Genomic DNA, 18,450 nt, shown 5'->3' with positions numbered 1-18,450 from the left:
ATTTTACCTTAACATATATGAAATATCATATCTGTATAAAGAGAACCCTATGATACTCGCAAGCATAATATTCATCACAACATTAATACTCGTGATTTGGCAGCCCAAAGGACTAGGCATAGGCTACAGCGCGATATTAGGGGCTATAGCGGCATTGGCTACGGGCGTGGTTAGCTTTGACGACATCCCAACCGTGTGGGCAATCGTCTGGAACGCTACCGCCACTTTCATAGCCGTTATCATCATCAGCCTTTTGCTGGATGAGTCAGGCTTCTTTGAATGGGCAGCGTTGCACATCGCTCGCTGGGCCAAAGGGCGGGGAAAATGGCTATTTACGTGGGTTATTTTACTCGGCGCAACCGTTGCCGCTATTTTTGCTAATGACGGTGCTGCGCTCATCCTTACGCCTATCGTTATTGCCATGCTATTGGCACTTGGATTTAGCCGAGGGGCAACGCTGGCCTTTGTGATGGCGGCAGGTTTTATTGCCGATGCCGCAAGCTTGCCGCTAATCGTCTCTAATTTAGTGAATATAGTCACCGCTGACTTCTTCTCGCTTGGTTTTAACGAATACGCTTCTGTTATGGTCCCCGTCAATGTGGCTGCTATTCTCGCCTCTTTAGTGACACTTCACTTATTTTTTCGCAAAGAAATCCCGATTGATTATGACGACAGCAAATTAAAAGCCCCTCGCCAAGCTATTCGCGATCACAAAACCTTTGTTATGGGCTGGGTTGTACTCGCCATGCTGCTAATCGGCTTTTTTGCTTTAGAACCTTTGGGAGTTCCCGTTAGCTTAGTCGCAGCTGTTGCCGCATTAGTGTTGTGGATAACCGCTAAGCGCGAACGTTTAATTGATACTCATAAAGTCATCAAGGGTGCCCCATGGCAAATCGTAGCGTTCTCTCTGGGCATGTATTTGGTGGTGTACGGCTTACGCAATGCGGGGCTAACAGACTTTATTTCAAATATCCTCAACTCATTTACCGAACATGGCATTTGGGTCACCACATTAGGCACTGGGTTCTTAACCGCATTTATGTCCTCAGTAATGAACAATATGCCTACGGTCTTAATTGGTGCGCTGTCTATTGAAGGTAGCACCGCAACAGGCGTCCTCAAAGAAGCCATGGTTTATGCCAATATTATTGGCTGTGACCTGGGCCCTAAGATAACACCGATCGGTAGCTTAGCGACTCTTCTATGGCTGCACGTTCTTTCCCAAAAGAACATCCAAATTTCATGGGGGTATTACTTCAAAGTAGGTATTTTGATGACCACTCCTGTACTGCTCGTCACGCTAGCCGCCTTAGCGTTGCGCTTATCCATGTAATGCCCTTCAATTAACTGGGAGCTTGCTATGAGTCACATTACCATTTACCACAATCCAGCCTGCGGCACGTCACGTAACACACTGGCTTTGATCCGTAATAGCGGAGTAGAGCCAGAGATCATTCTCTACTTAGAAACGCCCCCTTCACGGGAGAAGCTCGTTTCACTCATTGCTGACATGGGTATACCTGTTCGCGCATTGCTAAGAACGAATGTTGAACCCTACCACGATTTGAACTTAGCCGAAGGGAGCTTCACAGAGGAACAAATTATCGATGCAATGATGGATCACCCTATCCTGATTAACCGCCCAATTGTTGTAACTCCCCTAGGTACACAGCTGTGCCGACCGTCAGAAATCGTTTTGGATATTCTGCCCGATGCCCAGCAAGGCGCGTTTAGCAAAGAAGATGGCGAGCTCATCGTTAACGATCAAGGACAACGAGTTAAATAATGAATATTGATGATTTAAGCATGCCAGCGCTCCAATCAGAGCTGCTCGAACAGAAGATGACCAAGACGGCCTGCAGCCCCACTCCTGTTGAGCACCCACCGAGAATTCTCATGCTTTATGGATCACTACGTGAGCGCTCTTACAGCCGCTTAGTGACAGAAGAAGCTGCACGTTTATTAACAAGCATGGGGGCTGATGTGCGTATATTTAACCCGTCAGGCTTACCCCTGCCTGATGACGCGCCCGACACTCACCCCAAAGTACAAGAGTTACGAGAAATGGTACGCTGGAGTGAAGGTATGGTCTGGTGCTCACCTGAGCGTCATGGTGCCATGACAGGCATTATGAAAACACAGATCGATTGGATACCACTGTCTGAAGGAGCGGTTCGGCCATCCCAAGGAAAAACACTTGCCATCATGCAGGTCAGTGGCGGTTCTCAATCATTCAATGCCTTAAACCAAATGCGTATTTTAGGCCGTTGGATGCGTATGTTTACCATACCCAACCAATCATCCGTGGCCAAAGCATGGCAAGAGTTCGACGAAGCGGGCCGCATGCGCCCTTCCTCCTATTACGACCGTGTCGTCGATGTCATGGAAGAGTTAATGAAGTTTACGCTGCTACTTCGCGGTAACGTAGATCAGTTAACAGACCGCTACAGCGAGCGTAAAGAAACCGCTGCGCAGCTTATGGCCCGCGTCAACCAAGAGAAAATATAATCGCTTGGTAACACCGATGAGCTGGTGGTGCCTACACCAGCTCACCCACTTCGATACCCGCCTCCTGCTGCAACGCATCCTGAATAGGCTCGCCGCGGACACTGGATACCGGAATCACCCCAGCCCAGACAGGCAACGCATGATCCTCTGCATCATCGATCGGTGCGCCCGCCCTCACTTTAGCGGAGACCTCTTCAATTCGAACACCAATCACCGTTGTGGCACGCAGCTCATTCGCATTAGGCGGCCGAGCGGTTAACGACCGGCCTTTATGCGTCTTCTCAAGCAGCGCATCCAACACCCTCTTTTTTTCGGCTTCGTCTTCCACCAGCTCGGGCGTGCCAAAAAGCATTACAGAGCGGTAATTAACAGAATGATGAAATGCCGACCGTGCCATAACCAACCCATCTAAAATCGATACGGTTATGCACACTTTGCCTTGCTCAAGGATACTGCGAATCAGGCCATTTTTAACAGAACCATGAATATAGAGCACATCGTCAACACGCCAGTGCAAATTAGGCTGAACTACCGGCAAGCCATCAACCACGCCGCCCACATGACACATCGTCGCTTCATCTAAAATAGCATCGATCACCGCTTTGTCGTACGTAGCCCGATTACCACCGCGCTTAACGCGGGTATGGGGTTTTACTGAATAAGATTCCATGAGCACCTCGCACTGTTTAACCATCATTCATCCAGATATAAACAGGGTAAAGGCATTATCGGGCTAAATTAATACCCACTTTTTTACTTTTTAACTAACCCACTTTAACCGCATGGCAAGAGCCGTTAACATAGGAGAGAGCATTTACATTTCTTTACATGAGTACTTTGCGCCAATCCGTTGTCTATAAATGGGAACTCAAGAGACATACACGCAAAAGGACATACAATGAAAAACATCAAAGCAGCAATCCTTTTAGTACTCAGCCTGATTATCGGTGCGTTTTTAACCGTAGTAGGATTAGTTGTTGGCTGCGCCCTGTTTGTAGCGATTGCTATTAAAATGCGCTTATCTCCGGCTCGCAAACAGTCCGAAGAAGATGGCCACACCTATGATGCCGAATACCGGGTAATCAACGACTAACACTATGGCACTGCGCTTATTTGAAACGGAAATATCGTTAACCCCACACAATAAGCAGCAAAGCCTTTATCAACTTATTCTATCGGCTATTAGACTGGGAAAACTGGAAGCCAATGACAAACTGCCTTCTACCCGTCTACTAGCCGAACAACTCCACATAGCCCGCTCTACCGTTAAAACGGTTTACGAAATATTACAAGCCGAAGGGTATGTAGAAACGCGCAGAGGCTCAGGCACGTTTGTGGCTAACTTACCCGAACTGCCAAGCTATGAACTGCCAACCAGTGAACCGCCAGCGACAAGCGAGTCGCACGCCACTTCACCGTCTTCCAGCTTAAACGCACCTGCTGTTTCGGCTAGCGCTAATACACTAAACGATTCACTACGCCAACGGCTGCACAACGAGCAAACACATCATTTTTTACCGGCTCAACCGGCGATGGATCACTTCCCACATAATGTTTGGCATAAAGTCAGTAAACAAGCCCTCCGGGAAAGCTACCACTACGGCAACCCAGACCTCGCAGGTGATCCGTTATTACGGCATGAAACCGCTCTATTTCTCCGCCAACAGCGCGGTGTAAACTGCACTGCTGACAACCTCATTATTACCAGCGGATCACAGCAAGCCTTGTACTTGATGCTACGTATCCTGCTCAATGCGGGAGATACCGTGTTACTCGAAGGGGTAGGCTACCAAGGTGTTGATCTTATTCTGAATAGTCTTGGTGTAAATAATGAACTGATCAGCGAAAATTCAGTAGCATCCTACTTTACCTCCACCGAGGCCAATAGCAACGTTGCAACGGCAGCCATCGTCACCCCTTCGCGTAGCTTCCCGCTGGGCGAAACCATGCCCTTATCAACTCGCAAAGCCCTACTCGATTGGGCTACACGCCATGAGCGCTGGATCATTGAAGACGATTACGACAGCGAATTTACCTTTAGCGGCCACAGCATAGCGGCTTTGCAAGGCCTAGACAGCCAGCAACGCGTTATCTACACCGGCACCTTTAGCCGAACCATGTTCCCCGGTATCCGCTTAGGCTACCTAGTTGTACCACCCAGCTTAACCGCACATGCACTTAGACTGCGCTCCATTACCGACGGCGGCTTATCCACATCACTGCAGCGTTCGCTGGCCTACTTTATGAACCAAGGCCACTACAATCGCCATCTACGCCGCATGCGCAAACTGTACCAAAGCCGCAAGGCGTTACTGAATGCACTCGTCGACCAACACCTGCCCGAACTCACCTTGCAGCCCAATAAAGGCGGAATGCACGATTGCTACTTTTTACCAGACGCACTGACTGACAAAAATGACGAAAACAACCCACTTGACCAATCGATAGAAGCGCGCGCCAACCAAGCCAAACTAGGCATACGAGCGCTCTCTCGATATTCGCGCTCACACCCAAAACGACAAGGCATCGTCATAGGCTTTGGCTCTACTGACGAAGCCGACATGGAAGCAGGGGTTATTAAACTCGCGGGGATTATTCGATCGTATTAAAGACGCGACCGAAGGATCTAAAGGGCCATCATAAAGATCACTTATTAGGCCCTTTAGTTGGTAATTACTATTTCAAACGGCAATTAGCAGTATTTCCGCCATGTTGCGGAGTAGGTATTTCGCAAGCGGAAGCTCTTTCAAGCTCTTTTGCTAAAGTAACCGAGGTGTTTGCGTACTGGCATACCACCCAAACCGACTCTTGAGCATACGAGAGATCATATAAGTCGATATCTTTCTCTTTCAGATATTCAGGCCTCAACCACTGTTCCTTATCAGGGCTACCTTCAGTAACACCTATCCCAAGGAAGTAATTCGCACCTTTTTTTGTAAAAGCACTGAATGACTCATCAGCAGACTCTACCACCTGAGCAGTAGAGATGCTTTCGGGACACTCAATATGAGCAACACCATCATGTGCAAGGCTGTAACTACTATAAAGTGGAACTGACAATAGGGCCAACATGACAAATTTATTCATGAATAATCACCGACAACGCATCGCCATTGTTACTAGGGTCAACAAATGACCCATCGGAATTTTTCCCTCTAAACAGCATTTTTCGCTTAGAAATAGATGGCTTTGATGTCCATTGATCCATAACCCAAATGCCTTGTGAATCTTGGGAGATATAAAGAGCGGCATGATTCCCGTGACTACGATTAGGATAAACTCCATTTTCGAATGTCGCCACAGCAGTACCCGATACTATTTCCGAAGCATTACCTCTAACTTGAATACCCTCTCGCCACGTATCAGCCTTTCCAACTTTTGTGTACCACTGGACTAAACCAGCGCACTGCCCACCAAATACTTTTGGTTTGCCTTCCAAACTTTTTACTTTTGTATAAACAAAATGACCGTCGCTCATTACATACATTCCTTGTAGACTAGCGTTGATAGTAAATCAGCATTCTATTATTGGCCGCAGTAGCAAATCAAACTTATATCAAAAGTAAAAAACCAACAGCCTCCCCAGCACTCCATATTTGAACTTTACTACCCTAGTAGACATAACATTTTTATTCATACACCCGCGTACTATCCTGTAAAAAAGTAAACCTACCTGCATAAATTACAGGAACCTTACCCCTGTTTTCCCACTGCGCAAACTCCGTACTACGCTAAAGCCCTGACATAGCGCCAATCATGTATTCTGGCATGCCTTATGCTCATTACTCACTAAGTAGTTAACGCGAACGCGCCATTGGTTTAACAAAACAACGTTAATCATAAAGCCTAGCGTTAACTCAATTTACGTTTATACAAGGAGCACACTATGTCGACTGATATGAGTAAAGCTATGTGGGAAGCGCTTGCCGATAGCCCTAATGTAATGCTGGGGCTAACGGGTACTAACGATCACTCAGAGCCCATGCGCGTACAGTTAGATAAAGATGCCAACAGCGAGTTCTGGTTTTACACCACCACAACGAACCGAGTTGCCAAAGGCGGACCGGCAATGGTGCAATTTAGCAGTAAAGGTCATGATTTATTCGCCTGCATTAGCGGTACACTCGTCCATGAAACGCGTCCAGAAATTATCGACAAATACTGGTCCAAACCTGTCAGTGCTTGGTATGAGAAAGGTAAAGATGACCCATCGCTATTAATGATGCGCATGGAACTGAAAGATGCCGAAATCTGGACAGCCGACCCCAGCATCAAAGGGATGTTCAAGCTATTTACCGGCAAACAAATTGATCCCGATGAGATGGGCGATCACGCACGCGTCAACGTTTAGATACAAGCGTGTTTTAAAAAGGGAGCTAGCTCCCTTTTTAACGGCTCCCTTCAAACACACCTATTTACTACTGCGTTTTAATCGTGCCCAGCACCGTGAGATCGGAGCCTTCACCAACACGCAACACCACAATTTCACCTGACGAAGGATAAACACCTGTGAGCGCCGTGATATTAACCTGATGAGTTACCAACACTCTGGGGGTGTCAGTATTTTGCTGGATAATCCATTGCCTAAGCTCTTGGGTTTGCTCACCCTTTTGTGAAGTGTCTTGAAAGAAGGAATTTAACAAAGGTTGCGGCGTTACACCGCCAAAGGCCAACAAATTAGCCGTATCTAAGCACCGAAACCACTCACTCGAATAGACATCTGCCTCAGTAATACCCTGCTCACGAAACCTATCGCCAATACGCTTTGCTTGGTTAACCCCAGCATTCGACAAATTCCGCTGTGTGTCGCGCTCACCAAGCGTGAAGTTTGATGGATCGCCAATGCCCGGCGCTATCGCATGGCGCATAATAGCCACATGATGAGTAGACGCTAACGCCTGCCATAATTGATCCTCTGTCAACTCTGACGCAGAACCTACCGCGCTAATCAACGCCGAACACAACAAAATACACAACTGAGTTATTCGCTTTCTCATACAATAACCCTACCTAGCCCTACAGGCTTTGTTGCTAAAATGAATGACAAACAGGGAGTCTGCACGTACAGCGTTTAGACGCAGCCTTGTAAGGACAGTACCCGTAGCCAACCCAAAAACATCGATGAGAACGTACCATGAGCACATTACTCAATGCCGACTTTGACCAACGTGTCGTCATTCGACCTGAGGATTACCAATGGGTCCCATCCCCCATGCCCGGCGTTGAACGCATGATGCTCGATCGAATAGGCGATGAAGTCGCACGCGCCACGTCTATTGTGCGCTATGCACCCCACAGCCAGTTCTCATCTCATACGCACGACGGAGGCGAAGAGATTTTTGTACTCGACGGTGTATTTGCCGATGAGCATCAACCCTACCCACAAGGCAGCTACCTTCGCAATCCAATAGGCACCTCCCACACGCCCAACATCGGAAAAGAAGGCGCGACGATTTTTGTTAAGTTACACCAATTTAACGAACGCGATACTGAGCAAAAAGCGATTGATACCACCCAACAAATGTGGCACCCAGGGTTGGTTGATGGTTTAACCGTGATGCCATTGCACGAATTTGAAGGCGAGCACGTAGCACTCGTGAAATGGGCCCCCAACACGCAATTCAAAACCCACCAGCACTGGGGCGGTGAAGAAATACTTGTTATCGCTGGCACCTTCTACGACGAACACAGAAGCTACCCCGCGGGTACATGGCTACGAAGCCCCCACATGAGCCAACACACGCCATTTACAAAAGAAGACGGCGCATTGATCTATGTGAAAACGGGGCATTTGTAGTGAGCTTTTGGCAGTAAGTAGAGGGATGCAGGACTTAATAAGGCCTATGTAACAGCGCTATTTTTTGTGGAGAGCTTTTATAAAAAGTGTAGCAAAGCGAAATTCACAAATGGCGCAGCCAAAAAACTGCCCTGTAGACATGTTTGTTAGGCTATACATTTTGGCCAAACCGCCACAATACACCGCTAGGATCGTGAATAACAAAATCTAGCATACCCCACGGCTGCTTCGTAATATCTGAGACACTAATATGATATTTATCGGCCACACCCGACTCTTTGATTTGCTTATGCCAAGAATAAACATCTTCGACCAGCAAATGCATCATCAGGTTTTCAGCTAATGATTTGTCATAAAAATCTTGAAGTAGAAAGCTGCAGCCACCAGAGTGAAAGCAGGCAATTCCACCTTCATCAGAAGCTTTTGTGAAACCAATTTCCGAATAGAAATTCTTTGATGTTTCAAAATCCTTTGAAGGAATAAAAGTCTTCAGCTCTACAGTTTTCAGATTGCTCAAATTTTCCTCCTTGAGAGCCTAACGTCGCCATAATTTGCTGCTTGGAGCGCAGCGTAAAGCAGTCAGATTAATGGCTTTGTTATGCATCCGCCTCCAATTTACATTTCCCGGCTATTAAACATCACGCAAATAGCCGTCTGCACCGACACTTTCTATAACTGACATGAACTCAGAATTATCCAAAGACTTTAAAACTGAGTAATTTAAGTATTTGTGAGAAACAAGTACTAATCTAACAAGCGAGTAATCAGTAAAATTAATTAATGTTTCGTAGTAATCCTTAATCTCTTGAGGATCAAAATCATCATAAGAACCTAATTTTTTATCAATCATTTTAACAATTACGCAAAAAGTTCTTACTACAGAATATATTTCATCATTTTCATCAAATACTTCAATCGCATTTTTAATTTGCTGATTAGTTCCTCCTGCTTCTCTCATTTCTATCAAAACAGACTCCAACTCTATCACAGCCGCCGAAGAATAAAATAGCTCTATACTTTCTGAATTTTTGAACTTCAAACAAAATTTATCAAATATAACCTTTTGAGAATCAATCATGTTGAAAAAACTTGTTTCAAATGAGCGTACTCTTTCAAAGCGCTCGCTCTTCTCAATCTCAGACTGGAGGTGAGAGTTTGATTCTTTCTGAATTTTTAAAGAACTCACAAGTAAAACAATAGTCAAAAAACTTAGAATAGGATTTAGAACACCACCCAAGAAATCACCTAAAACAGCCCAATCCTCAGGGTTTCTTGATATTTCATAGGAATTCAAGTAACTAAAATTGTACCAATAAGAAAACCATGCCAAAAATATAGTCAATAGCGATATAAGGACTATTTTTTTTGAAGTCATACATATACGCCCGTAATTAGATACTTGATTACCTTGCCTTTTGGCAATGAAATCTTCTTTGTTCGTATCTTTATAAAGGTTCCATTTTCTGGGTCAACTGTATTGTTTTTATGTAGGTTTTCTGAAATTGATTTTCGAATTTGATCTGTAACGACTTTGATTTTGCTAGCAAACCCAAATGATTCAATAGCCTGCAATTTTTTAATATAGAACCTTCCATTTCCTGTAATAGAGTGAAAACGAACTATTACAACGTCAAAATCCTCTTCCTCATCGGAACAGGTGGCCTCAGTTATATTCTTGGCTGTATTTTTATCTAGGAGAAGGAGCTGCCTAGGCACGTCTAACCCTCGTTTTCTCTGCCTTATTTGTATATTGTAGTTGAAATAGACAGCGATTTTATGCATATCTATCAGTGGTTCTTTAAGTCGATCCACTAATTTGTCAGATATATCAGAAAGTTGATCTACAATTATTTCCGCACCGTCACTTAGATCAGGGGTTTCTATGTACAGTGCATCCATTACAAAATAGCTAAGTACTTCTAAAAATACCTCATCGCCTATTTTTCGCAACCTCTTTTGTAGGTCTTTATCTTCTATTTCTAAAGAGAACCTTTGCCCATAAGAGCCCGTAAATGTATTTTTTAATCTAGTTCTAACATCACTCTTGTGCGTTCTTTTCTCTGGGACTCTTTCTCTCAAAATTGTTTCGGCTGCAATACTAATTACATCAGATGTACCTTTCAAAGTCTCAAGACCATATTGCATATCAATTTCATTTTCGAGGCTATTAACAACAACATCCAAATTTAATTTAATCATCTACAACTTAAATCCTTTTCAAATTTCAAGAAAGAGCTCGTAGTATGTTCTTAATACATGATCGCTCTAATAAATCTACGTAAAGTGGTAATTTACACCGTATGCATAACGTTCGCGTAATGGGCTGGTTTGCAGCGACAGCGGAAAGCCAGTCCCAATTGACGCGCTTGTTACATGTTTTGATTGGTAGCAATAACGGCTAAGCGATCAAATATTATCTTTTGATATAGGCCTTCTGAAAATGCTATCGAATTAGATGCAGTTGCTTCACCATGAACATCTTCAACGAATAACTTACATTGAACACTTTGCCCCCAGTAAGTATTTATGAGTTTCCTATCCTCTTCAGGGAGCTGGGAAATGTCGGTGGATGAAAAGGTTCCAACTACTGTAGAGTTTGGTGAAATCTCGGATTTTGTTTCAAAATCACTAAGAGTCAGCTTCAAATCTATATAGTTTTCTCTTCCGATATAAACTCGAAATAAAGCAGGCCTTTTGATTGAAGTGTTTAAGCGACCTGAATTAATTAGCGTAACTGAAATTTCAAAATATGATTTATTTGCAATAAGGTCTTCTTTTATCTGAGTCACTTTTCGGTCTATTTCAGGAATAGATGACTGAAGCTCATCATATTTTTCCTTGATATTTGAAAGTTTGTCTTCAAAGTGTCTTTTAAACTCAACTAAGGTTGCTGATACATCTTCAGAATTGAAATCAATTTCTGGCCGTAAAAGCCTATTAAGCTTATTACATTCATGCTTTGAAAATGTATCAGCTGTAAAGGCATTAACCTTTTCAAGATCATTTTTTCTATCGGCTATTTTCTCAGGAAAATCTTTTAGCTCTTGTTTAGCCCTTTGAAGCAATTCCTCTAACTCATCAAGTGTTACAGATCTATCTTGCGAAGCTCTCTTTGGTTCGCCACCCATGATAATAAACCTTGGGTTATCCTCCTCCTTCATTTTTCGCAAATATGAAAGTTCAGAATGTTCATCTAACGAAACTTTTGCTTTATCCGAGACCTTTCGGCTTATACCATTCACTTCAATCGCAAGCTTTGACCTTTGAATAACATACGTCTGCCAAATAGGAACAAGTAAAGCAATTGATGCACCTATCACAGCAGCTAATAAATTAGAGTAATCACCTACGCCTTTAAGTAGATAGAAAGATATCATGCCAAGCAGTAATCCAATCACAAGTGCTCCAGCTAATTGGATGCTACTAGCTGTCCTTTTGTCTTGTGTTGCCATATTTACTCCATAGTTTGATTGAACATGTAACGCCGCCATAATTTGCCGACTGCAGCGCAGCGTAAGACGGTCAAATTGATGGCTTTGTTAAGGGCTTTCACCTCAAAGTAAAGAAGCATAATTTTTTAGAACCTTTTCAATGCCGTTTGTTGCTATCTGTTCTCCGTTAACCGCATCGTGATAAATGCGATACAACGAACCATTTTCGCCTTCTGAGGTCTTTATGTAGTAATAATCACCACTACCAGTCAAACACATTGCAACAGGTACATAGCCCTCTATAATTGCCGCTTTCCCAGGATAACATTCGGTTGCCTCAGAAATACATTGCTCAATATTCATGATTTTCAGATCGGCACCTAGCTCGGATAAATCATCTTCTTCCGAGACTTCAAATTCACACCCGATAATTTCGTTTTTATTTATAAAATTACGCCAATACTCTGGAATCATGGCTGCCCCTTAACAGTTTTATTCATGCGCATGCGCGTTTACACCCCAAAGCCCAAGCTCCGGAATAACTATTAACCTTTTGATATTCATTAGTTTATTGAAGATATTCAAAGAATACGGCTCCCTGTAAACACGCATGCGCATTATAATTCTTGATTGTGCGCATTATCTTCCCTGTTGATAACTGTAGCACCTTGATTATGGATGCTTTTCTCGTTTTGTCCAGTTACAAAATGAGCACTCTTATGTGTGTAAACGCGCACGCTTTCGCAGAAACACTAAATACACTGTATAAACGGCTATGTTTTAACGAGGGTTGTCCACAGGGCGATATGGTGACCCTTAGGATTCTGAAAGCCCGTGACATACTGTGTAATGGGATTAGAGTAATATGAAACGTATTTAATCTAAAAGCTAGCCTAAGTCTTCTAGGTATTAAGTTTTACTCTAACCCTGTTTATTTTTGAGAAAATTCATTAAGCCATTTATTGAATTAGCTTTCTAAATTCATTGTTCTGCACAACTTTACCAATGAGGTTTTGAACGGCTGGCATTAGCGCCTGAGCTGTTTGGTTACAGGCTGTTTCGCCATAGAAACTTGTTGTATATGAATAATTTTCTGATACGGTAAGGGAATTTCCGTTTGATGAATTAACAGTAAGCGCGAGGTTCCATGTTCCTGAGCTCGATGAGAAATCGATAGCGTCTAAATTTCCTGTAAGTATAATTTTTGCTGCATTGGAATAAGCCTCTGCGATTTTCAGCTCATCTACTAAAGCTTTTTTAATAAAGTTCTCAAAGGTCTGTCCGTCAGGAGTTTTAATTGGACCAACTCCACGACACATGATTTCTGTTTGGCCTGGTTTCGACGCGGTAAACTCACCTACATCCAGTTTTGTTTCATTGATCTCTTTTAAAGCCGTTACATTATCGACTGATATTGAATAACGATTAGCTGAGTAGGTTGAGCAACCTGTCATAACTACTGCTAAGATCAAAGTTACAAAAATTTTTGGCAACATACTTTTTATTCCTTATTTGCTTAAAAAATTGGCAGGCCTAACGCTTGCGGCACAGGCAACCGCGCAGCGGTTGTACAAGCCAGCTTTGCTGGCGGATGTGCACACCCTTGTTATGTTTAGCCATATGACACATGCTTTTTACTAGTGGTGTGGTGACATTTTGGACACTGGCTAATGTTCAATTCTTTTATGAACAGCATGATTTGTGGAGGGAAAGTGCATTTACAGAGTTCATAACCTAGCTCTTTAGCTGTTGCAGCTTCAGCAATAGCTAATTCTTTTTCCGTTTGAATTAACTTGGCTTCAATATTTGATTTATCTTCACCGTCAGGAAGTAAGCCTTTTGCCTCCTTCCCAATATCTATTGCCGCTTTCGCGATACCTAATACTGAAGTAATTTCAGCAAGCATTTCAAATCCTCCATGGAACATAACGCCCAATTAAGGTGTGAAGCACGCGACCACGACACTCAATTTGACCACCGTAAACACTGAGCTTAACCCAAACCAAAAATGCCAAGCGTGCTGAATCACTCTTAAATTGTTTGTTATATTTTTTTAGTAATCGCCAACTCAACTAACTTAATGCTTCTTTCTAGCCTAGATATAAGGAACATCATCCCAACTCCAAAGATGTGAAGAAAAGGTATTGCCAACGCGATCCCAACAACCCAAGGGCTCTGCTCGCTTGGTAACTTTGTAAACATCACGACTAAAGCTAATATTCCCGGTAGCAAACCTACTTTTTCTATGCTTCCATTTATAAGGGAAATACGTCTAGAAAAGGCTTCTTTTTCAGATATTAACTGCAACAGCAAATAGCGCAACTCTTCTAACGAGTAACTAAGTAACTTTCGATAATGTGCCATATCAGTAGATGCATTACTTTCGGCGTTAGACACAATCAAAGTAAAAGGTTCTGTCCATAGTCTTTTCAGAATATCTCGGTGTGTAAATACGTCCCAGAGCATACTGAGAATTATTGATATATAACATATAGATAAGCTGAACAAGCCGAACCAAAACCATGTGCTTTCTAGCTGATACTTATAAGCTACAAAGAACGTTATAAGCGATATAAGTAGCGGAATTCCGAAGCCGAAGAGCCAAATATAACGTTGAACTTTGTTTTTATTTGATGATAAGACTGCTCGCTTATTAACCTCATCGTTACTAACGCTTCTAACGATATCGAACAATTCTTTTGTTCTAATTTTCCCCATAACCCACCTAAAAGATATAACAGTTTTATTCATGCGCATGCGCGTTTACACCCCAAAGCCCAAGCTCCGGAATAAAACTATTAACCTTTTGATATTCATTAGTTTATTGAGGATATTCAAAGAATACGGCTCCCTGTAAACAAGCATGCGCATTATCATTCTTGATTGTGCGCGTTATCTTCCCTGTTGATAACTGTAGTACCTTGATTATGGATGCTTTTCTCGTTTTGTCCAGTTCCTCATCCTACGGTGTCTCGACTTCAATTTTCATGTGCTCTCCAGCCTAACTCCGTTGTAACCGGAGCATGGCAAACTGCATCAGGTTGACAGCCTTTTTATGTGATCGTATAGTTATGTACAATTTTACGTACAGGAAAACCATTATGGACGCCATAAGCTACACTGCAGCACGAGCGAACCTTGCCAAAACCATGGAAAGGGTCTGTAACGACCACTCTCCTGTGATTATTACCAGAAAGAGCGAAACACCGGTGGTAATGGTCTCCCTCGAAGACTACCAGGCTATGCAAGAGACCGCCTACCTTCTCCGCTCCCCAGCAAATGCTAGACATCTGCTTGAATCCATTGCTGAGCTCGAAGCCGGAAAAGGTACCGAGAGAGACTTAATGGAATGAAACTAACATTCTCCTCTAGGGCATGGGAAGAGTACTTATATTGGCAGAAAACAGACAAGGCTATGGTGAAACGGATCAATACCTTAATCAAAGATTCCTCTCGTGACCCCTTTGAAGGCATAGGTAAGCCCGAGCCGCTAAAGCATGGCCTTTCTGGTTATTGGTCTCGTCGTATAAATGATGAGCACCGATTCGTATATAAAGTTTCCGATGGCGGCCTTTTAATCGCTCAGTTGCGCTACCACTACGAATACTGATCTACATAACAGTTTTATTTATACTCATGCGCATTATCATTCTCTGTCATGCGCGTTATCTTCCCTGTTGATAACTTTAGTATCTTGATTATGGATGCTTTTATCGTTATGTCCAGATACAAAATTCACTGTATAAACTGTCATGTTTTAAAGAAGGTTATCCACAGGGTGATCGAGGTTTGTAAGTTACGCCCTTTCAAACGGAAACGGGATGACTTGATCAATCCTATCCGTGCCCTGCGCCAGCATGACTAACCGATCCACGCCTAATGCAACTCCTGCACAATCCGGTAAGCCTTGTGTTAATGCGTCTACCAGCCGTGTTTCTAACGGGCGTTGCGGGAGGTTTAAGCTAACACGTGTCGCTTGGTCTGCTGCTAAACGGCGTTGCTGTTCAGCTGGGTCGGTCAGTTCGTGGTAGCCGTTGGCGAGTTCCATGCCGCCAATGAACAGCTCAAAGCGGGCCGCAACGGGGATGCCGTTGGCGTCTGGGCGTACGCGGGCGAGTGCCGATTGTGAGGCGGGGTACTCGGTTACGAAGATGGGTTCATCGATTAAGGTTGGTTCGATAAAGTGCGACATAATGAGGTTGAGCCAGCCATCACGATCGTCGGTGGCGATATCCACATCGATATGCGCGCGGGCGTAGTCTGCTAGGGTTTGGTTGTCGTCGTTATGGATATCTAGGCCGGTTTTTTCAGCAAAGATGCGTGTGTAAGTGCATCGACGAATAGGCGGGATGCCCAGTATAGAGGTGACTAAGGCTTCCACATCATCCATCAACTGTGTGTCGTCCATGCCTAAGCGATACCATTCCAGCATGGTGAATTCGGGGTTATGGATGCGCCCTACTTCGCCGTTACGAAAGACTTTACCCATTTGATAGATATCACCACTGCCCGCGGCGAGCAGCCGTTTCATGGCATATTCTGGTGACGTTTGTAAATAACACTGCGTTGCCTCTGCTTCGGGAAAAGGACGGTAAGCAACTTCTAACGAATCAATAAAAGGATCACTCACAGCGGCCTGCGACATCACGGCGGCATCCACTTCCCAGACCTGCTGATTAGCAAAGTAACGGCGGATTTGCGCGAGAATGTCGGCGCGTTTTTGTAGATGTGCGATAGGAGCCGTTGGTTGCCAGTGTGAATTCATAACTTGCTCGTCAGTTAACTTGTAAAGCCTTGGGAGAGGATGTTGTTTTTGCCACAAAAAACGGCAGCCGTAGCTGCCGTATCTTTTACGGTTAGCGGCTTATGCGCGGCTAACGTATTCACCAGAGCGTGTATCGATTTTAAGCACTTGGCCTATTTCGATAAACAATGGTACACGTACCACAGCGCCAGTGCTTAACGTTGCAGGCTTAGTTCCGCCTTGCGCCGTATCACCTTTTAGGCCTGGGTCTGTTTCGGTTACTTCTAACTCAACAAAGTTAGGCGGTGTTACGGCAATCGGGTTGTCGTTCCACAGGGTAACTTGGCAGGTGTCGTTCTCTTTTAGCCATTTAATAGCATCGCCCACAGCGGCGGTGTCTGCGGCGTGCTGCTCAAACGATACTGGGTCCATGAAGTAATACATGTCACCGTCGAAGTACGAGTAATCCATATCGCGGTCCATGATATCCGCGCCTTCTAAGGATTCGTTCGCTTTGAATGTACGCTCCCACACGCGCCCTGTTAATAGGTTACGCAATTTAGCGCGGGTGAACGCTTGCCCTTTACCAGGCTTTACGAAGTCCAGATCTTGAATAGCGCATGGATCGCCATCTAGCATAACTTTAAGGCCATTCTTGAGCTGGTTTGGTGAGTAAGTTGCCATATTCGTCTCAGTGTTGTTTTAGCTATGTTTACGCAAAAATGTTTAGTGTGAGTAGTGTGCAGTATAAACAAGTTAATGCAAATTGACTGTTATTCTACTTAAAAGGAGAATGCGAGCAAAATTGATTTGCATCGGACTTCCATGATTTCACTCCACAACCTCGCCGAATTTGATTGGCAAACACATTTAAAGCAGGCGGTCACCCGTTTAGACACCCTACTAGAGGCCGTTGAATTAACGGCCAACGATGTGGATATCAGCGAAGAGGCCGCCCGTAGCTTTGCACTTAAAGTACCGCTTACGTATCTAGCGCGTATAAAAAAAGGCGACCCAAACGATCCTTTACTGCTGCAAGTACTACCCCAAAAAGCGGAGATGGAATCCTTTCCTGGGTATTCGCACGACCCGTTAGCCGAGATGGTCAGCAACCCTGCTCCGGGGCTTATCCACAAATACCAAGGCCGCGTTCTCTTTATTGTGAGCGGCGCGTGTGCCATTAACTGCCGTTATTGTTTTAGACGGCATTTCCCTTACGAAGATCAACAACTTAGCGGTGATCAGTGGCAGCAAGTACTTACTTATTTACGCAATGATCCTTCTATTAGCGAGGTTATCTTCTCGGGCGGTGACCCGCTGGCTACCAGCGATAATCGCTTAGACCGGATGATCAGCGATCTAGAAGCTATCCCTCATCTGGAGCGTTTACGGATACATACACGCTTACCTGTGGTGATCCCGCAACGTGTGACCGATCAGTTAGCACAACGGCTGGCACAGTCGCGTTTTAAAACGGTTTGTGTTTTACACATCAACCATCCTAACGAAATTGATGATGCCGTAGGCCAAGCTACTTTAAAATTACGTGATGCTCGTGTTACCGTGCTCAACCAAGCCGTCTTGCTGAAAAATATTAACGATAACGCAGCGATTCTTCATCAATTAAGCTTACGCTTATTTGACTACGCTATACTGCCTTACTATCTATTCTTGTTAGATAAGGTAGAGGGCGCTGCGCACTTCGATATTGATGATGAGGCGGCGGCCAGTTTGGTTCGGCAATTACAAGCGACACTCCCCGGCTATTTGGTTCCACGTTTAGCCAGAGAGGTGCCTGGAAAACCGTCTAAAACATGGATTGCTTTTTAGTTAAAATGGTTGCCGTACTTTTTCGGCAATAGCGCTATCTTGGTGCAACAAAAACACGACACTAGCTGTATGATCAGCTCAGTGAATTTACAGAAAAAGGAACCAGACTCAGCACCTTAGGTCTACGGGTGGGTTTCTAA

24 protein-coding genes are annotated in these 18,450 nt (G+C 44.1%); 10 read left to right on the top strand and 14 right to left on the bottom strand.

The genetic code is table 11. The annotated features are described in order from the left end of the window. Window positions 1-49: 49 nt before the first annotated feature. Genes BS617_RS14095 through arsH form a run of 3 tightly spaced genes read left to right on the top strand, consistent with a single transcriptional unit; the run spans window position 50 to window position 2,508 of the window. Entirely contained in the window at window positions 50-1,333 is a 1,284-nt protein-coding gene (locus BS617_RS14095) for an arsenic transporter (protein WP_075173639.1), read from the top strand. A gap of 27 nt (window positions 1,334-1,360) precedes the next feature. Continuing rightward, window positions 1,361-1,786, top strand: a complete 426-nt coding sequence (gene arsC, locus BS617_RS14090) for a glutaredoxin-dependent arsenate reductase (RefSeq protein WP_075173638.1) — start codon at window positions 1,361-1,363, stop codon at window positions 1,784-1,786. After that, on the top strand, window positions 1,786-2,508 hold the full coding sequence (arsH, locus tag BS617_RS14085) for an arsenical resistance protein ArsH (protein ID WP_075173637.1): 723 nt from the start codon (window positions 1,786-1,788) through the stop codon (window positions 2,506-2,508). Before arsC ends, arsH begins: the two co-directional genes overlap by 1 nt. 31 nt (window positions 2,509-2,539) lie before the next feature. Here arsH and BS617_RS14080 read toward each other — a convergent pair whose 3' ends face one another. Continuing rightward, on the bottom strand, window positions 2,540-3,178 hold the full coding sequence (locus tag BS617_RS14080) for a pyridoxamine 5'-phosphate oxidase family protein (RefSeq protein WP_075173876.1): 639 nt from the start codon (window positions 3,176-3,178) through the stop codon (window positions 2,540-2,542). A gap of 228 nt (window positions 3,179-3,406) precedes the next feature. Here BS617_RS14080 and BS617_RS14075 point away from each other — a divergent pair, with 228 nt between their 5' ends. Both BS617_RS14075 and pdxR read left to right on the top strand, forming a co-directional pair. Further along, window positions 3,407-3,601 carry a hypothetical protein gene (locus BS617_RS14075; RefSeq protein WP_075173636.1) on the top strand — a complete coding sequence of 65 codons (195 nt, stop codon included), beginning with the start codon at window positions 3,407-3,409 and terminating at the stop codon, window positions 3,599-3,601. A gap of 4 nt (window positions 3,602-3,605) precedes the next feature. Continuing rightward, window positions 3,606-5,117 carry a MocR-like pyridoxine biosynthesis transcription factor PdxR gene (gene pdxR / locus BS617_RS14070; protein ID WP_075173635.1) on the top strand — a complete coding sequence of 504 codons (1,512 nt, stop codon included), beginning with the start codon at window positions 3,606-3,608 and terminating at the stop codon, window positions 5,115-5,117. Between the two features lie 67 nt (window positions 5,118-5,184). On the opposite strand, the gene BS617_RS14065 is transcribed toward pdxR, so the two are convergent. Beyond that, window positions 5,185-5,595, bottom strand: a complete 411-nt coding sequence (locus tag BS617_RS14065; RefSeq protein WP_075173634.1) for an STY0301 family protein — start codon at window positions 5,593-5,595, stop codon at window positions 5,185-5,187. Continuing rightward, window positions 5,588-5,986, bottom strand: a complete 399-nt coding sequence (locus BS617_RS14060; protein WP_075173633.1) for a BPSL0067 family protein — start codon at window positions 5,984-5,986, stop codon at window positions 5,588-5,590. Before BS617_RS14060 ends, BS617_RS14065 begins: the two co-directional genes overlap by 8 nt. 408 nt (window positions 5,987-6,394) lie before the next feature. On the opposite strand from BS617_RS14060, the gene BS617_RS14055 reads away from it, so the two are divergent. Next, complete coding sequence (locus BS617_RS14055; RefSeq protein ID WP_075173632.1) at window positions 6,395-6,859, top strand: pyridoxamine 5'-phosphate oxidase family protein; 465 nt, start codon at window positions 6,395-6,397, stop codon at window positions 6,857-6,859. A gap of 67 nt (window positions 6,860-6,926) precedes the next feature. Here the strand turns inward: BS617_RS14055 and BS617_RS14050 are convergent, their stop codons facing one another. Beyond that, entirely contained in the window at window positions 6,927-7,505 is a 579-nt protein-coding gene (locus tag BS617_RS14050; RefSeq protein WP_075173631.1) for a histidine phosphatase family protein, read from the bottom strand. Between the two features lie 137 nt (window positions 7,506-7,642). On the opposite strand from BS617_RS14050, the gene BS617_RS14045 reads away from it, so the two are divergent. Beyond that, window positions 7,643-8,305, top strand: coding sequence for a cupin domain-containing protein (locus BS617_RS14045; protein WP_075173630.1), 663 nt, complete (start codon window positions 7,643-7,645; stop codon window positions 8,303-8,305). Window positions 8,306-8,456: 151 nt separating this feature from the next. Here BS617_RS14045 and BS617_RS14040 read toward each other — a convergent pair whose 3' ends face one another. The 8 genes from BS617_RS14040 to BS617_RS14005 form a co-directional block, all read right to left on the bottom strand. Beyond that, window positions 8,457-8,822: a VOC family protein gene (locus tag BS617_RS14040; protein WP_075173629.1), complete on the bottom strand. Its 366-nt coding sequence runs from the start codon at window positions 8,820-8,822 to the stop codon at window positions 8,457-8,459. Window positions 8,823-8,936: 114 nt separating this feature from the next. Continuing rightward, complete coding sequence (locus BS617_RS14035; protein WP_075173628.1) at window positions 8,937-9,680, bottom strand: hypothetical protein; 744 nt, start codon at window positions 9,678-9,680, stop codon at window positions 8,937-8,939. After that, on the bottom strand, window positions 9,677-10,504 hold the full coding sequence (locus BS617_RS14030) for a hypothetical protein (RefSeq protein WP_083610105.1): 828 nt from the start codon (window positions 10,502-10,504) through the stop codon (window positions 9,677-9,679). The genes BS617_RS14035 and BS617_RS14030 overlap by 4 nt, the downstream gene beginning before the upstream one ends. A gap of 170 nt (window positions 10,505-10,674) precedes the next feature. Beyond that, window positions 10,675-11,757, bottom strand: coding sequence for a hypothetical protein (locus BS617_RS14025; protein ID WP_075173627.1), 1,083 nt, complete (start codon window positions 11,755-11,757; stop codon window positions 10,675-10,677). A 102-nt stretch (window positions 11,758-11,859) separates the two neighbouring features. Further along, entirely contained in the window at window positions 11,860-12,210 is a 351-nt protein-coding gene (locus tag BS617_RS14020) for a hypothetical protein (RefSeq protein ID WP_075173626.1), read from the bottom strand. 485 nt (window positions 12,211-12,695) lie between these two features. Then, complete coding sequence (locus tag BS617_RS14015) at window positions 12,696-13,232, bottom strand: hypothetical protein (RefSeq protein ID WP_075173625.1); 537 nt, start codon at window positions 13,230-13,232, stop codon at window positions 12,696-12,698. A gap of 116 nt (window positions 13,233-13,348) precedes the next feature. Next, window positions 13,349-13,642 carry a hypothetical protein gene (locus BS617_RS14010; protein ID WP_075173624.1) on the bottom strand — a complete coding sequence of 98 codons (294 nt, stop codon included), beginning with the start codon at window positions 13,640-13,642 and terminating at the stop codon, window positions 13,349-13,351. 137 nt (window positions 13,643-13,779) lie between these two features. Continuing rightward, window positions 13,780-14,493: a hypothetical protein gene (locus tag BS617_RS14005; RefSeq protein WP_139303211.1), complete on the bottom strand. Its 714-nt coding sequence runs from the start codon at window positions 14,491-14,493 to the stop codon at window positions 13,780-13,782. A gap of 344 nt (window positions 14,494-14,837) precedes the next feature. On the opposite strand from BS617_RS14005, the gene BS617_RS14000 reads away from it, so the two are divergent. Then, window positions 14,838-15,089: a type II toxin-antitoxin system Phd/YefM family antitoxin gene (locus BS617_RS14000; RefSeq protein ID WP_075173622.1), complete on the top strand. Its 252-nt coding sequence runs from the start codon at window positions 14,838-14,840 to the stop codon at window positions 15,087-15,089. After that, entirely contained in the window at window positions 15,086-15,346 is a 261-nt protein-coding gene (locus tag BS617_RS13995) for a Txe/YoeB family addiction module toxin (RefSeq protein ID WP_075173621.1), read from the top strand. The genes BS617_RS14000 and BS617_RS13995 overlap by 4 nt, the downstream gene beginning before the upstream one ends. 186 nt (window positions 15,347-15,532) lie before the next feature. Here the strand turns inward: BS617_RS13995 and epmA are convergent, their stop codons facing one another. Further along, the gene (epmA, locus tag BS617_RS13990) at window positions 15,533-16,501 is read right to left on the bottom strand and encodes an EF-P lysine aminoacylase EpmA (RefSeq protein WP_075173620.1); all 969 of its coding nucleotides are present in this window, start codon (window positions 16,499-16,501) and stop codon (window positions 15,533-15,535) included. 99 nt (window positions 16,502-16,600) lie between these two features. Further along, complete coding sequence (gene efp / locus BS617_RS13985; protein ID WP_075173619.1) at window positions 16,601-17,164, bottom strand: elongation factor P; 564 nt, start codon at window positions 17,162-17,164, stop codon at window positions 16,601-16,603. A 141-nt stretch (window positions 17,165-17,305) separates the two neighbouring features. Between efp and epmB the strand changes: the two genes are divergently transcribed. Continuing rightward, complete coding sequence (gene epmB, locus BS617_RS13980) at window positions 17,306-18,310, top strand: EF-P beta-lysylation protein EpmB (protein ID WP_075173618.1); 1,005 nt, start codon at window positions 17,306-17,308, stop codon at window positions 18,308-18,310. Window positions 18,311-18,450: the final 140 nt, after the last annotated feature.

Source organism: Neptunomonas phycophila, from assembly GCF_001922575.1.
GTDB classification, from domain to species: domain Bacteria; phylum Pseudomonadota; class Gammaproteobacteria; order Pseudomonadales; family Balneatricaceae; genus Neptunomonas; species Neptunomonas phycophila.
This window is presented reverse-complemented; position numbering and strand designations above follow the sequence as displayed.